The organism is uncultured Clostridium sp. (assembly GCF_900547735.1).
In the GTDB taxonomy this organism is placed as follows: domain Bacteria; phylum Bacillota; class Clostridia; order Lachnospirales; family Lachnospiraceae; genus Otoolea.
Genome location: NZ_URHZ01000044.1, coordinates 1 through 15,526, shown reverse-complemented (window position 1 = coordinate 15,526; position 15,526 = coordinate 1). Strand labels below are relative to the sequence as shown.

Genomic DNA, 15,526 nt, shown 5'->3' with positions numbered 1-15,526 from the left:
TTGTTCTCCTCCTCTATCTGTTTTTTCCTGCTGCCGCCGCTTTTATAAACTCCCGAAACAGCGGATGCGCTCTGTTTGGGCGGCTTTTGAATTCCGGATGGTACTGGACTCCCACATAGAACGGATGCTCCGGTATCTCCATCGCCTCCACCAGGCTCCCGTTCGGTGACTGGCCGGAAAATACGGCTCCGTTCGACGCATATTCATCGCGGTAACGGTTATTAAACTCATAGCGGTGGCGGTGCCTCTCCTCGATCTGCCTGGCATGGTATGCCTTTTCCATCATTGTATCCGGTGTTATTTGACACGGATAGGCCCCCAGACGCATCGTTCCTCCCATATCCTCACAGCCCATCTGCTCTTCCATCAGAGCGATGACCGGATGGGTGCTCTCCGGATCGAACTCACTTGAGTTGGCGTCCGAATATCCCAGCACATTTCTGGCGAATTCGATGGCTGCGATCTGCATTCCGAGACAGATGCCGAAGAAAGGAATCTGATTGCTCCTTGCAAATTCCGCCGCCACAATCATCCCTTCGGTGCCCCGGATTCCAAAACCTCCCGGTACGATAATTCCGTCCGAACCGGCCAGCAGTTTGGCCGCGGTCATCCGTGTCAGGCTCTCGCTGTCGATCCAGTTGATGAAAACCTTTACTCCATTTTCCCATCCGCCGTGACGGAGCGCTTCCACGATGGAAAGATAAGAATCATGCAGCTTAACATACTTGCCGACCAGTGAAACCGTCACTTCACCGGCGCTGTTTTTAATGCGCTCAAGCATCTCTTTCCACTCGGTTAAATCGCACTCCTTCGGCGTGCCGGCAATTCCCAGTTCCCGCAGGGCAATCTTAGCGAGACCGGCATTTTCAAGCATCATCGGCGCTTCGTAGAGCACGGGGAGTGTCAGGTTTTCAATCACGCAGTCTTCCTTTACGTTACAGAACAGAGCGATTTTCTTTAAAATAGACGGCTCCACCGGGCGGTCGCATCTCGTCACAATGATGTCCGGCATGATACCAAAGGACTGAAGCTGTTTTACGGAATGCTGGGTCGGTTTGGATTTATGTTCTTCGGAGGATTCCAGGTAGGGGATCAGCGTGACATGGATAAACAGGCAGTTCCCCCTTCCCATCTCATGGGACACCTGGCGGATTGCCTCCAGAAACGGCTGGGATTCAATATCGCCGGTAGTGCCTCCAATCTCCGTAATGACAATGTCGGCATCCGTTTTTTCCTGCACGGAATAGATAAATGATTTAATCTCGTTGGTAATATGGGGAATTACCTGGACCGTCTCTCCCAGATATTCTCCTTTTCTCTCCTTATTCAGCACATTCCAGTATACTTTTCCTGTTGTGAGATTAGAAAAACGGTTTAAATCTTCATCGATAAAACGCTCATAATGGCCCAGATCCAGATCGGTCTCGGCGCCGTCTTCCGTCACATATACCTCACCGTGCTGATAAGGGCTCATTGTTCCCGGATCCACATTGATATAGGGATCCAGTTTCTGGGCCGCTACCTTGTAGCCTCTTGCCTTCAGAAGCCGGCCCAGGGATGCCGCCGTAATCCCCTTTCCGAGACCCGATACGACACCGCCCGTCACAAAGATAAATTTTGCCATGTTCCATTTCTCCTCTCTACTGTATCTTCTGTTATTCATGCCCCTGAAGCACATATCCCGGAATCCGGATATCCTCCGCCCGTTCCTTCCATTCATTGCTCTCTCCGGTCCCGTAAGCGCTGTGGGTGATATGGGCAATATCAATAAGCTCCACATTGCTCTCATCGTATTTACTCTCCAGACTCAGCGCCAGAACCGCCGCCGTGTCAAGGGAGGTCAGGCAGGGAATTCCCAGTTCCACCGCTTTTCTACGGAGCCTTACGCTGTCGCGCCCCGGCTGGCGGCCGGTGGCCGATGTGGAAAGAACGTAGCTTACCAGGCCCTTTTCCATCACTGAGATGGTTGTCTCCTCTCCCTCTTTTGCTTCCTTCAGTTTTTTCACAATCGTCGAAGAGATGCCCGCGCTGTTCAGTTTTCTGGCCGTCCCTTCCGTGGCATAGATGGGGAATCCCATGGAAACAAACGTTTTTGCAAGCTCTTTTAAGTCGCCCTTATCCGTATCACGGATACTGATTAAAAGACCTCCATCTCTCTTCATCGAATAACCGGCCGCCGTCATTCCCTTATAGAGAGCCTCCTCCATCGTTCCTGCGATACCCAGAACTTCTCCGGTGGACTTCATTTCCGGACCGAGCTGTGTGTCTACGTCGGACAGTTTTTCAAACGAGAATACCGGTACCTTTACCGCGTAGTACGGGGAGGAGGGATAGAGTCCCGTCTCGTATCCCATATCTTTTAAGGTCTCTCCCACCATGATTCTGGTTGCCAGATCCACCATCGGAACGCCCGTCACCTTACTGATGTATGGAACGGTGCGTGAAGATCTCGGATTGACTTCTATGATGTAAATCGTGTCATTATGAAGTACATACTGGATGTTAATCAGTCCCTTTGTCCCCAGAGAAAGCGCAAGACGGATGGAGTAATCCACAAGGCGGTCCTTCTGGCTCTCCGTCAGCATAAACGCCGGATATACGGCAATGGAGTCGCCCGAATGGACACCGGCCCGTTCGATGTGTTCCATAATTCCGGGAATCAGTACATCCTCCCCGTCGCAGATGGCGTCCACTTCCAGTTCCGTTCCCATCAAGTACTTGTCAATCAGAATGGCATTTTCAATTCTTTGGGCCAGGATAATTTTCATGTATTCGTGTATATCGTCGTCGTTATAAGCGATAATCATGTTCTGGCCGCCTAATACATAGCTGGGGCGCACAAGCACCGGATAGCCCAGGCGCCGCGCCGTATCGACGGCCTCATCTTCCGTGTAGACCGTATCGCCGGACGGCTGTTTCATATTGAGTTTTTTTAACAGGGCATTGAAACGGCCTCTGTCCTCCGCCATATCGATGCTGTCCGGCGGCGTCCCAAGAACCGGAATGTTGTTTTCGACCAGGCATTTCGTCAGCCTGATGGCGGTCTGTCCGCCGAAGGCTACGACGGCCCCGGCCGGTTTTTCCACGCGGATAATATCCAGCACATCTTCCGGCGTAAGAGGTTCAAAATACAGACGGTCCGCCACATTAAAATCCGTGGACACCGTCTCAGGGTTGTTGTTGACGATGACCACCTCGTATCCCGCCCGTTTTAAGGACCAGACGCAGTGCACGGAGGCATAGTCGAATTCAATTCCCTGGCCGATGCGGATCGGACCGGAGCCGAAGACCATGACGACCGGTTTCCCCGTGGAATGTGCCCTGATAAACGGCTCCGCCTCGTCCTCTTCCCCGTAGGAACCGTAAAAATACGGTGTGCTGGCCGCGAATTCGGCGCTGCATGTGTCCACCATCCTGTAGCAAGCTGGAATATGGCGGATTTTTGCAAGTCCCGTCATCTCCTTAATGACCCGGTCGGGAAATCCGTACTGTTTGGCCTCCCGGTGAAGTTCTTCGGTAAATTCACCGTTCTGCATCCTGCGCTCTATAACCAGCAGACGGAGCAATTTATTTAAAAACCATTCGTCGATTTTCGTCAGTTCATGGAGCCACTCTACCGTCATTCCACGTTTCATGCTCTCGTAAATGGCAAAAATCCGTTCATCGTCCTGGGAAAGAATTTTCTCCTTCAGCTCTTCTTCCGAGAGACTCTCCATCTTGTCCATATTCAGGCTCTCCTGGGAAATCTCAGCTCCCCTGACCGCCTTAAGAAGCGCCTGTTCAAAGTTTCTTCCGATCGCCATTACTTCACCGGTGGCCTTCATCTGGGTTCCCAGTTTTCTGCGTCCGTAAACGAATTTATCAAACGGCCATTTCGGGAATTTGACCGCCACATAATCTAAGGCCGGTTCAAAGCAGGCCATGGTTTCCCCGGTGACCTCGTTGGGAATCTCATCCAGACGGTAACCGATTGCAATCTTCGTCGCCACGCGGGCGATCGGATAGCCGGTGGCCTTGGAGGCCAGGGCCGATGACCTGGAAACACGCGGATTCACCTCGATTACCGCATATTCAAAGCTCTCGGGATTCAGCGCAAACTGGCAGTTGCAGCCGCCCTCGATTCCCATGGCCTGTATGATATTCAGGGCCGCGGAGCGGAGCATCTGGTATTCCCGGTCCGCCAGGGTAACCGCCGGGGCGATGACAATCGAATCGCCGGTGTGGATTCCGACCGGGTCGAAATTCTCCATGGAGCAGACGGTAATCTCATTGCCGGCGCCGTCCCGCATTACCTCAAATTCAATCTCTTTCCAGCCTGCGATGCACCGCTCCACCAGAATCTGGCCGATGGGGGACAGTCTTATGCCTGCTGTTGCAATCTCACGGAGCTCTTCCTCCGACTTTGCGATGCCGCCTCCCGTTCCGCCCAGCGTGAAGGCCGGTCTCACAATCACCGGATATCCGATTTTTGCCGCAAAACTTATTGCCTCGTCCACCGCCCGGACAACCTCGGACGGAATCATCGGCTCGCCGATCTCCTCCATCGTGTCTTTAAAGCACTGCCTGTCCTCCGCCTTGTCTATCGTCTCCGGAGAGGCTCCCAGCAAAGTGACGCCGTGGCTTTTAAGAAAACCTTCTTTCGCCAGCTCCATGGAAAGAGTCAGTCCGGTCTGGCCTCCAAGTGTGGAGAGAATGCTGTCCGGCTTTTCTTTTTCTATAATCCGCTTCACCACTTTAAGTGTCAGCGGCTCAATGTAAACGTGATCCGCAATAGCGCTGTCCGTCATAATAGTGGCCGGATTGGAATTGACCAGAACGACGGACAGGCCCTCTTCCTTGAGTGCACGGCATGCCTGGGTTCCCGCATAATCAAACTCGGCCGCCTGCCCGATGACAATCGGTCCGGAACCGATCACCATCACCTTTTTCAAATTCTTATTTAACGGCATGCCTTTCCTCCTTCTCTGTTCCCGCTGCGTTTTCTCCTACGGCAGCTCCTGTTTTCTCTGCCCCGTTCTTCTCTTGGTACTCCTTCATCATGCTGATAAAGCGGCCGAACAGAACTTCCGTGTCCTTCGGCCCCGCACACGCCTCCGGATGGAACTGCACGGTAAACGCCGGGATATCGCGGTAAGTAATCCCCTCGCAGGTGCCGTCGTTAACATTGATAAACGTCTCCTCGGCCCCTTCCGGAAGTGATTCTTTCAGCACCTCGTAACCGTGGTTCTGGCTGCTGATATAGACGCGGCCCGATTCCAGATCCTTGACCGGCTGGTTTGCTCCCCTGTGGCCGTATTTCATTTTTCCGGTCTTTGCTCCCCTTGCAATGGCCAGAAGCTGATGTCCCAGACAGATGCCGAAAATCGGAACTTTTGTCTCTGCGATTTTTTTAAGTTCTTCTATCACGGACAAATTGTCCTCGGGATTACCCGGTCCGTTGGACAGCATGATTCCGTCGGGAGCGAGCGCAAGGATTTCCTCCGCCGTGGTGGACGCCGCAATGTCGTATACGTCACAGCCCCTCTTTGTCAGCTCTCTGAGGATATTTTCCTTCGCCCCGAAATCCCAGAGGGCAACCCGGTATTTTGTTTCTCCACCGGTTTTAATCAGTCTGTTTCCCATCGGCGTTACATTTTCAACCGCATCCCGGATGCGGAATTTCTTTATTTCTTCCAGTTCCTCTTTTGCAAACGGCGGCTGCTTTACCGTCAGTTTTCCGTTCATGGAACCCGTTTCACGGATAGTCTTTGCCAGCTTCCTGGTATCTATTCCGTAAACGGCGGGAATATTTCTTTCCTTAAAAAAAGTGTCAAGATTACCACTGCTCCTGAAGTTGGAGGGGTCCTGACACCATTCTTTTACGATATAAGCCGATATATGCACTTCTTTGTTTTCAAAATCCTGCGGAATCACACCGTAATTGCCAATCATCGGGAATGTCTGCACGACAATCTGTCCAAAATAGCTGGGGTCGGTGATTGTCTCAAGATATCCCGTCATTCCCGTCGTAAATACCACTTCACCGGCCACTTCGTCTAAAGAGGCGCCAAATCCTTTTCCCTCAAAGTATTCGCCATTTTCCAAAAGGAGATATACCGTTCTTTCCATCCTGTCACCATTCCTCTCTTATGCCTGATTATTCGTTACAGCTCAGCCTTCGGCCAAACTGCAACAATTAAAAAAAGCGTCCATGAGGCCAAACCTCATGAACGCCCTTGTTCATTTCTGGTGAATTATAGCATAGGCAGATTTCTGCGTCAATATGTAAAAATATTTTTTTCATAGCAAATTCTGGCCCGCTGTAACTGTAATCCACATAACGGGCGGAATTTCTTATCGCTGTCCCCATGATCGGGAATCAAACCTGAGATAAATGGGCATTCTAATTGAAATTCATTTATAAGGAGGCCCGAACATCATATGGGAAAAGGCGGCAGCGACCGGCATGGATCGGTATGGAGCGATACATCTTCTGTTTTAAATTTCAAAAGCTTAAAAAAAGATATAAAAACCGACGTCCTTATCATCGGAGGCGGTATGGCGGGGATCTTGTGCGCTTACATGCTCGGACAGGCCGGCGTGGACTATGTTCTGGTTGAGGCGGATACGGTTTGCAGCGGAATCACGAAAAACACTACCGCTAAAATCACTTCCCAGCATGGGCTGGTTTATCACAAGCTGCTCAAAAGCCTGGGGACGGAAAAAGCGGACCTGTACCTTCGCGCCAACCAGGAGGCCGTAAAAAAATATGCGGAGCTCTGCAGCGGGATTGAATGTGATTTTGAAAGGAAAGACGCATATGTTTATTCCCTGGACGATCCCCGGGTAATTGCCGAAGAGCTGGACGCCCTCCAGAGACTGAACTTTCCTGCCGAGTCGGTTCATCAGCTTCCCCTCCCCTTCCCGGTGGCCGGAGCCGTCCGCTTTACGGGGCAGGCGCAGTTTCATCCGCTTAAGTTCGTAAATGCAATCGCCAAAGATTTGAATATTTACGAACACACCGAGGTGCGGGAACTGGAAGGCAGTACAGCGCGCACGGACAGCGGCGTCATCACGGCGGATAAAATCATTGTGGCAACGCATTTTCCGTTTATCAATAAGCACGGCAGTTATTTCCTGAAGATGTACCAGCACCGCTCCTATGTGATTGCACTGGAAAATGCGCCGGATTTAGACGGGATGTATGTCGATCAGGCACAAAACGGAATGTCGTTCAGAAACCATGACGGCCTTCTCCTGATTGGGGGAGGCGGCCACCGCACGGGAAAAACCGGCGGAAGCTGGGAAGAGCTCCGCCGTTTTGCCTTGAACTATTATCCCGGTTCCAGCGAACGGTACCACTGGGCCACACAGGACTGCATGACATTAGACAATGTACCGTATATCGGGCATTATTCGAAAAACACGCCGAATCTTTACGCCGCCGCGGGTTTTAACAAATGGGGCATGACCTCCTCCATGGTGTCCGCTATGGTGCTCACCGCCCTTATAACGGAACAGGATTCCCCCTATTCCGCCCTGTTCTCACCATCCAGAACCATACTCCGGCCGCAGCTCGCCGCCAATGCGCTGGAGGCGACAATGAATCTTCTGACCATATCCAGTCCCCGCTGTCCACACCTGGGATGCGCCCTGAAATGGAATAAGCAGGAGCATACCTGGGACTGCCCGTGCCACGGCTCCCGCTTTGATTCCGACGGGCATCTGATTGATAATCCGGCGACAGGGGATTTGAAAAAGAATCCCGGACGGTAATTAGCCTGTTCAGATGGAATGCGGCCTGTTCCCCCGTCATCCACCGGGCTCCGGAAACCGGATTTCAGTTCAGGCGGATTCCCTGACGTCCCCGGCCGCGGGAAATCACATTTTCCTGTATCAGTTCCCTGATTAGGGCCTCAAAACGGCCTTCACTCAGTGGAACGCCCTCTTCCTTTAAAAGATTTATGAGACGTTTCCGGCCCAGTCCCTCATTGGGATACCGGCCCAGCAGATCCACGATTTTTTCCTTTGCGTTTAAAGGTGAAACCGGGACGCCGGAAGGAATCGAGAGCAGTTCCAGATTGCCGATTACGTCGTAATAGGCCGCTACATTCTGCAGCTCCCTCACATTACCGTCCCACTGATAGGAACGCAGAATCTCCTCCTCTGCACTGCTTAAGGACGGCTGACTGTGGCAGAACGTCCGGAAAAGAGGCAGGATGTCTTCCCTGCGGTTCCTGAGCGGAGGGATGGTAATGGTAAAGGTCGACAGGCGGTAATAGAGATCCGCCCGGAAATGTTTTTCCTTCACCTCTTCCTTCAGATTGCGGTTGCTTGCCGATATGACGCGGATGTCGATATCGATAAAGTGATCGCCTCCCACCCGCATAATTCTTTTTTCCTGCAATACGCGGAGCAGCTTTGACTGGAGGGAATAGGACATTTCCCCTATCTCATCCAGAAAAATACTCCCCTTGTTGGCCAGTTCGAACAGACCGATTTTCCCTTCCTTCCTGGATCCCGTAAACGCTCCTCCCTCATAACCGAACAGCTCGCTTTCCAGAAGATTCTCCGGGAAGGCGGCACAGTTTACGGCGACAAACGGGCCCTTGGAGCATGCGGACGCGTTGTGAATAGACTGGGCAAACAATTCTTTACCCGAACCGCTCTCCCCGGCAACCAGGATGGAGAATTCGGTCCTGGCTAATTTCTTAGCCACGTCCACACATTTTTTCATCTCCGGGGAGCGGTAAATAATGTCGCGGAAGGTAAACTTGGCGTACAATCCGGATTTGCGCAGCTTTTCACTGATCCTGCTCCCCATGTTGTTAATATTCTGAACCGGCTGGAATTCGAAGTAATACCCCATGGCAATATCCTCATCGGACAGCGGATAACGCTCCACCATGACGCGTTCTTCCCCAATCTGAATGAGTTCGCTGTGGAAATCCTCTTCAAATAACTGCCTGGTCATCTCCTGGTTGTCTTTTATTTCAAAAAGTTCCCCTTCCCTCACATCCTGCCGGAGAATGCCCCGGATCTTCCGGTTGTAATAGATGACACGCCGTCCCGCCTCCGCCACCAGGATTCCAAAATCGATCCGGCTCATGATATTTTCTAATGTCCTGCAGGTCATCTGGGTGGTCAGATACCATTTTTCCACATCGGTGTGCTTTGCCGAGAGATGTTCCGTATACCGGAACAGGTTCCTGTTTATCCTGTCGTCGCTGATACCCAGGTGGGAAAATATGTCCAGAAAGGAATAACAGTCGAGCTGCCGGTATCCTATATTGACAATCTCACCCCCGCACTCCGGAATAAAATCCATGGCCCCAGGTGTGATAATATACTTAAATTCCGATATGTCCACCGTCGGGCCATAGGGCACCAGGTCCAGATGCATCACATCCAACTGGTACAGAAGCCGCAGCGTCTCCATTGTCGTATACTGGGAACGGTTAAACACAAGCGCCCTCTCCCCGCAGGGAATACGGTTGATTTTATCGAGCGCTTCTCTGGACAGCGTCCGGGAGACAAACAGAATATTCTCTTTATTATAAAAATCGGATATCTGGCTGTAAACGGCGTGAATCAGCCTGTGGACCATAACCAAAATCAAATCAACCGAGGAAAAATGAAATTCGTCCTTATCTTCCAGGAAACAGATGCGGATCCGGACCGTGTCCTCCAGCACCTCCCTGAGGTTTTCCTTAATAAAATTTCCTACCGCATAGTCCTGTTCCCTGTTTTCCAATAAGATCGCAATCTCTTTCATATCCGTCCCCCGCTTCCGCCGTATGGCTCCCGGCCGAACAATCACCTTCTGGATGAAATTTTAAAACACGTTCTCTGCTTTTTTACAGTTTAGCACAAGGTTTCCGTACCCGTCTACCCGGACCTCGTCACCGGGCCAGAGAATTGTCGTAGAATCATACTCGCTGATGACTGCGGGGCCTGTAATACCGTCGCCGGCTCCCAGCCGTTCTCTCTGGTAGACTGCGGTCTTGTAACGTTGCCCCTGAAATACCACATAACGGCTGCCCACAACCGCCTGCTTGGCACCGGCTCCCTCCGGGATTTTTTTAAGCTTTGCCCGCCCGATGGACGCCACTCCGGCAATGTGCAGATTGACAATCTCCACAACATGGCTGCGGTTGCAATGGCCGTACCGCACCTCATACAGACAGTGGAACTGTCCGACGGCCTCCTTCAGAGTTTCACCGTCAATGGGAACCGTAACAGGAACCGGAATCTCATACGACTGTCCCTTATAGCGGAAATCGGCCGTTGCGCTGAGAGCCACTTCTTTTGCCTCATGTCCCTCTTCCTTCATCGTTTTAAGCACTCCGGCCGTCAGCTCTTCGGCCAGAGCCTGCAGCTCTTTTGCTTTCTCCGCCTCCACGGAAGAGACAAAACTGCGGCTAGCCACATGGCGCAGGTCGGAGGTCAGCAGTCCGAAAGCGGAACCGGTTCCCGGATGACGCGGTATGATTACCCTGGGAATTCCGAGTTCACGCGCAATTTCCGAGGCATACATGGCTCCGCCCCCGCCAAACGGAACAAGCGTGAAATCGCGCAGATCGAAGCCGCGTTCCACCGAGATCACCCGGATTCCCTTTGCCATATTGGCTACGGCGATTTTAACAATTCCCTCGGCCGCCTCCTCCGCGCTCATTCCGATCGTCCGGGCAAATTCGGCCACCGCCTCTCCGGCGAGTTTTGCGTCGATTGTCATATCACCGTTCAAAAGACTCCCCGATTCCAGTCTTCCCAGCGCCAGATTCGCATCCGTCAGGGTGACATTTTTACCACCCAGCCCGTACGCAATCGGGCCGGGGTTGGAACCCGCACTGTCGGGTCCCACATGAAGAAAACCGCCCGAATCAACCCAGGCAATACTTCCTCCGCCTGCTCCCACCGCATTGACTTCAATCGAACGCATGCTCAGAGGATAGCCGCCCACCTGGAGACTGTCCGCAATCTGAATCTCTCCGTCCGTCGTCATGCACACATCCGCGGTCGTGCCTCCCACATCCAGGGAGACAACATCCATATTGCCGGTGAGATGCCCCAGATAATTTGCCATAAGAGCCCCGCCCGTGGGGCCGGATACAAGGGCCTGCACCGGCATGGTCTGAGCCACTGCACTTCCCATATAGCCGCCGTCCTGGCGCATGATGTAGAGCGGGGCGGCACAGCCCATTTCCCTCAGACCGGCATGTATTTTTTCCAAATACGTACTCATCACATTGACCAGGGCCGCATTTAAAACCGTGACACAGGTCCGCTCATACTCACGGAAAATCGGATTGACCTCGCAGGAAAGGCAGACCTGGCAGCCTGGGATTCCTCTGCGCAGCGCCTCGCCGATTGCCCTCTCATGTTCCGGATTAATAAAGGAGAACAGGCAGCTTACGGCAACCGCTTTGGCTCCGCTGTCCTTTACTTCTTTTACAATCCTCCGAAGTTCCTCTTCGGTGAGGGCTTTTACAATCTCACCTCCCGCGCCGATCCGCTCGGCCGCCTCGAAACGCAGATGGCGCGGCACCAGAAGACGCGCCTTTGAAAAGTGCAGATCATAGGATGCGGGACGGAGCATCCTGGCAATTTCCAGAACGTCCCTAAAACCCTCCGTCGTAACCAGCGCCGTCTTGGGCAGCCTTCCCTGGACTACGGCATTACATCCCACCGTGGAGCCGTGAATCAGGCAGGAAATATCGGACGGACGGATATCCAGACGTTCTGAAAGCTCTCTTATTCCCTGCAGGAACGCCCTGCTGGGATCGTCCGGGGTAGAGGAAACTTTAATGACCCGGATGAGGCCGTCGCTCTCCCTCATGGAAACCACATCCGTAAAGGTCCCGCCGATATCAATTGAAACTTTATAGCGCTCACGCGCCGCCGTATCCGCCATCATAAATCCCCTCCTTTTTCCTTGTAATCCTGTTCTAAAAATACTTCCGAATCTGTTTTATAACCATACACCTCAGCCGCCCGCGCCACGCTTAGCAGTCCGTTACGGATATCATTCATAATAAGACTGCGTTCACGCCTTCCCGGTTCTCCGTAGCCGCCTCCACCCGCACTGCGCAGTTCAATGATATCTCCCTTATTCAGCACTGCGGTTCCATAGGCCTCCAATTTCCGTTCATTCTCCTTACCCGGATTCACAACACATTCGGACGTCTCCGCCTCCAGCCCGCCATGGCGCCCCTGAGGCCGCAGAGAATACATGGTTGTCTGCGTAGACCAGATCACATTGTCATCCAGCATTTCAAAGCTCCGGCAGAATCCAAATCCGCCGCGGTACTGCCCCGCGCCCTCGGAATCGGGACGCAGCGCAAAACCGGAAACCCGGATGGGATAAGTCATTTCCAGCACCTCGGCCGGAGAATCCTTGGAATTGGACATGGAGGGCTTACACGCGCTCTCTCCGTCTTTATAACCCGAGGCGCCGAATCCGCCTCCCAGGCCCTCGCCGTACGCATAGGCCTTTCCCTGCACGGAATCATAACCTCCGAAGGAGAGCACGCCGCCCGCCCCGGACCCGGCGATAATCTGTTCCGGGAAGAGGGAGGCCAATGCGTCGAAAATAGCCTCCACCGTCTTGTAACTCACCTCACAGGAACCGGCCACCGGGGCCGGCGATACGGGATTTATGATAATTCCCGGCGGTAAAATTGTCCGCACTGCCCGGAATGCTCCCTCATTCGGCTGAATACCGGGGGCGATCAGCGTCTTAACGGCAAACTTAACGGCGGCCTGGGTCGCAGCCGGAGCCGCGTTGACAGGGCTTGCCGTCTGCGGACTGCTCCCGGTGAAATCAAGCGTCAGGCTCCCTCCCTCAAAGATTGCTTTGACGCAAATCGGGTAAGAGGTATCGCCGCAGTCCACGGCGGAACGGCCGTAAACGGTACAATCCGGCACCTTCTTAAGTTCCTCCCTCATCTGCTGCTCCGATTTATCCAGAATCAGCTTCATGCTGCCGCGGAGCACGTCCAGTCCATATTTGCCGCACAGTTCTCCCAGGCGCCGGCAGGCCAGCATGTTGGCAGCCAGTTGGGCGTTCAGATCGCCCTCCACATTTTCCGGCGTCCTCGTATTGGCCAGGATAAAGCGCAGGATATGGGCGCCAAATTCCCCTTTTTCGGCCAGCTTAATCCCCGGCATCCTGATTCCTTCCTGAAAAATCTCCGTGCTGTCCCCCGCCATGCTGCGGGGCCTCATGCCACCCACATCGCTGTGATGGGCCATATTGCCCACATAGGCAAAAAGCATGTCCCGGTAAAATACCGGAGTAACCATAATAATATCGGGAAGGTGATTCGCACCCAGATACGGATCATTGATGATATAAGCGTCGCCCGGGCGCATCTGCTCCGCCGGAAACAGCTTCAGAATCTCTTTCACTGCCTGGGGCATTACGCCTAAGTGAAGGGGGACGTGTTCGGCCTGGGCGGTCATCCGGCCGTCGGCGTCATAGATGGAACAGGAACAGTCACGGCGCTCTTTCACTCCCGGCGAATAGGCTGTGCGCACAAGGCTAACACCCATCTCCTCGGCAATGGAAACCAGGCTGTTCCTGATTACTTCAAGGGTTGCAGGATTGATATCCATAAAATACCTCCAAATTTCAATAATCGATTAGTTCTGTGAATAATACGCTTCCAGTTCTTCTTTTGCCGTTCTGCCCCAGAAAGCGTCGGTGACGGCTGATGACGGCGCAGGAGTCATTAAACTCACAACAATCGTGACTGCCGCACATACAATGATGGCCGGCATGACGGGAACACAGATGTCCCAGCTATAAATGATTTCCCAGCCAAAGGCAACAATTGCTCCGGCAATCATGCCCGACAGCACTCCGGCCGATGTGAGACGTTTCAAATGGGTCACTCCCAGAACAGAGAACAGGTAGATTGGAATCAGACAGGATTCCGCCAGTACAATCAGCTCCAAAACGCCCTTTCCCGAGTAAATGGCGGTAAGGATGGAACCGATGCCGATTACGACCGTACTGATAATCCCCACATTATAAATTTCCTTCTCTGTCGCTTTCTTATTGAAAAACCCTTTGTAAATATCTTCTGTAAAAGAACCGGAGGCCACAAGCATCAGGGAATCCACCGTAGACATCATACAGGCAAATACGGCACAGATTGCCATGCCGCCCATCACCGGAGGAAGCAGGTTTGTGACAATCGTGGGAAAGATTATTTCACGGTCCGTAATGCCCGGGAACAGCAGCGCAGCGGCCATCATGATAATGGCGACACTGAAAATTCCAAATGCATGACAGGTAACCGCCAGTGGAAACGCACGCTTTATAACCTTTGTATCCTTGCAGGCCAGAAAACGTACCAGCAGAGACGGCTGTGCCAGATTAAGCCCGAAAATAAAGTAGAAAACCCAGGACGTAATCATCACGGGAGTCCAATAATCGTCATGCATTATAAAAAACTGAGGGAACTCCGCGGTCAGGCGGTTATTCATTGCGGTCAGCCCTCCGACTTTATAAACCATCAGCGGCACCAGCACAAAGAAGATGCCGTACATGATAATTCCCTGGAAAAAATCGTTATAAACGACGGATTTGAAACCGCCCACCGCAGTTACGATGGTGAGCACCATTCCCACCAGCACAATCCCGCTCCAGAACGGCAGGCCGAAAATGCTCTGGAACAGCTTTCCTGCCGCTACGAGCTGGGCGCCCATCAGCGGAATATAAACGACAATGGTGGCAACGGAAGAAAAAATCTTAATTCCCCTGGAATTGTATCTGTAATGAAACAGCTCCGCCAGTGTCAGGGCGTTAAACTTGGTCGTCAGTCTGGACAGTCTCTTGGCATACAGTATCCAGGCCAGAACGATTCCCACATTTAACAGCAGCAGCCCGTAGATGGCAAACGGCCAGCCCTGGGAATAGATCTTCGGACCGCTTCCCATAAACAGCGACGCGCTCACCAGGGTGGCAACAAAGGAAAAAGCAATAGGCCATGGTCCGATGCTTCTGTCCCCCAGCAGAAATCCCTTACTGTCCCTGTGAGTCTCTTTCTTTTTAACGATTGCGGAAATGCCGAGGCAAAAAGCAATATAGACTATAAAGACTAAAATATAGATTACTCTGTCATTCATATTATTTCTCCTCCCGCTTCTTTCCCGCATTCTGCGCTGCCGCACTCCGCCTTATCATCCTCTTCCTCATCAAAAAGCACATTTGAAAAAGATAAGACCCAAACTCCTATTATCATAATTGCATAGAGAATCAGAAATATTGTAAGCCACAAAGGCAAACCAAACATAAAATAACTCCTCCCTTCAATCCCTCATAAAATGAAGCAGCCGGCCCCCATTAATGAAACATGACCCCAATTACGGCCGAATCCTGCCAAATACCTGTTACGGTCAATCTACCGTCAATCATGAACCATTTTCTGCATCAAATCAATCTCTTCAGGGCTCTTATACTGGTACATCAGGCCGACATGCCATGGGAAGGTGCAGTGATGCCAGTAATGAATCAGGTTGATATAGCGCACATAAGTCC

The 15,526-nt window shown here is 52.3% G+C and carries 9 protein-coding genes; 1 reads left to right on the top strand and 8 read right to left on the bottom strand.

Annotated elements, in window-relative coordinates; translation table 11 throughout:
* Window positions 1-13: 13 nt before the first annotated feature.
* From QZT18_RS14305 to QZT18_RS14295, 3 genes are read right to left on the bottom strand one after another with little or no spacing between them, the layout of a single operon-like run.
* On the bottom strand, window positions 14-1,624 hold the full coding sequence (locus QZT18_RS14305) for a CTP synthase (protein ID WP_294148674.1): 1,611 nt from the start codon (window positions 1,622-1,624) through the stop codon (window positions 14-16).
* Between the two features lie 31 nt (window positions 1,625-1,655).
* The gene (gene carB / locus QZT18_RS14300) at window positions 1,656-4,949 is read right to left on the bottom strand and encodes a carbamoyl-phosphate synthase large subunit (RefSeq protein ID WP_294148673.1); all 3,294 of its coding nucleotides are present in this window, start codon (window positions 4,947-4,949) and stop codon (window positions 1,656-1,658) included.
* Window positions 4,936-6,108 (bottom strand): carbamoyl phosphate synthase small subunit, encoded by a 1,173-nt coding sequence (locus tag QZT18_RS14295; RefSeq protein WP_294148672.1) that lies wholly within the window; start codon window positions 6,106-6,108, stop codon window positions 4,936-4,938. Before QZT18_RS14295 ends, carB begins: the two co-directional genes overlap by 14 nt.
* Window positions 6,109-6,420: 312 nt before the next feature.
* On the opposite strand from QZT18_RS14295, the gene QZT18_RS14290 reads away from it, so the two are divergent.
* The gene (locus QZT18_RS14290; protein WP_294148671.1) at window positions 6,421-7,755 is read left to right on the top strand and encodes an FAD-dependent oxidoreductase; all 1,335 of its coding nucleotides are present in this window, start codon (window positions 6,421-6,423) and stop codon (window positions 7,753-7,755) included.
* A 64-nt stretch (window positions 7,756-7,819) separates the two neighbouring features.
* On the opposite strand, the gene QZT18_RS14285 is transcribed toward QZT18_RS14290, so the two are convergent.
* The 5 genes from QZT18_RS14285 to QZT18_RS14265 are packed head-to-tail and all read right to left on the bottom strand — an operon-like array spanning window position 7,820 to window position 15,281.
* The gene (locus tag QZT18_RS14285; RefSeq protein ID WP_294148670.1) at window positions 7,820-9,754 is read right to left on the bottom strand and encodes a sigma-54-dependent Fis family transcriptional regulator; all 1,935 of its coding nucleotides are present in this window, start codon (window positions 9,752-9,754) and stop codon (window positions 7,820-7,822) included.
* Between the two features lie 60 nt (window positions 9,755-9,814).
* A complete protein-coding gene (locus tag QZT18_RS14280) occupies window positions 9,815-11,896 on the bottom strand; it encodes a hydantoinase/oxoprolinase family protein (protein WP_294148669.1) in 2,082 nt (693 codons plus the stop codon).
* Window positions 11,893-13,596, bottom strand: coding sequence for a hydantoinase B/oxoprolinase family protein (locus QZT18_RS14275; RefSeq protein ID WP_294148668.1), 1,704 nt, complete (start codon window positions 13,594-13,596; stop codon window positions 11,893-11,895). The genes QZT18_RS14280 and QZT18_RS14275 overlap by 4 nt, the downstream gene beginning before the upstream one ends.
* A gap of 27 nt (window positions 13,597-13,623) precedes the next feature.
* On the bottom strand, window positions 13,624-15,114 hold the full coding sequence (locus QZT18_RS14270; RefSeq protein ID WP_294148667.1) for a sodium:solute symporter: 1,491 nt from the start codon (window positions 15,112-15,114) through the stop codon (window positions 13,624-13,626).
* Window positions 15,111-15,281: a hypothetical protein gene (locus tag QZT18_RS14265; RefSeq protein WP_294148666.1), complete on the bottom strand. Its 171-nt coding sequence runs from the start codon at window positions 15,279-15,281 to the stop codon at window positions 15,111-15,113. The genes QZT18_RS14270 and QZT18_RS14265 overlap by 4 nt, the downstream gene beginning before the upstream one ends.
* Window positions 15,282-15,526 lie beyond the last annotated feature (245 nt).

Bases quoted from the DNA above. Each gene is read 5' to 3' on its own strand.
- QZT18_RS14305 (WP_294148674.1), bottom strand. From the start codon at position 1,624: ATGGCAAAATTTATCTTTGTGACGGGCGGTGTCGTATCGGGTCTCGGA.
- carB (WP_294148673.1), bottom strand. From the start codon at position 4,949: ATGCCGTTAAATAAGAATTTGAAAAAGGTGATGGTGATCGGTTCCGGA.
- QZT18_RS14295 (WP_294148672.1), bottom strand. From the start codon at position 6,108: ATGGAAAGAACGGTATATCTCCTTTTGGAAAATGGCGAATACTTTGAG.
- QZT18_RS14290 (WP_294148671.1), top strand. From the start codon at position 6,421: ATGGGAAAAGGCGGCAGCGACCGGCATGGATCGGTATGGAGCGATACA.
- QZT18_RS14285 (WP_294148670.1), bottom strand. From the start codon at position 9,754: ATGAAAGAGATTGCGATCTTATTGGAAAACAGGGAACAGGACTATGCG.
- QZT18_RS14280 (WP_294148669.1), bottom strand. From the start codon at position 11,896: ATGATGGCGGATACGGCGGCGCGTGAGCGCTATAAAGTTTCAATTGAT.
- QZT18_RS14275 (WP_294148668.1), bottom strand. From the start codon at position 13,596: ATGGATATCAATCCTGCAACCCTTGAAGTAATCAGGAACAGCCTGGTT.
- QZT18_RS14270 (WP_294148667.1), bottom strand. From the start codon at position 15,114: ATGAATGACAGAGTAATCTATATTTTAGTCTTTATAGTCTATATTGCT.
- QZT18_RS14265 (WP_294148666.1), bottom strand. From the start codon at position 15,281: ATGTTTGGTTTGCCTTTGTGGCTTACAATATTTCTGATTCTCTATGCA.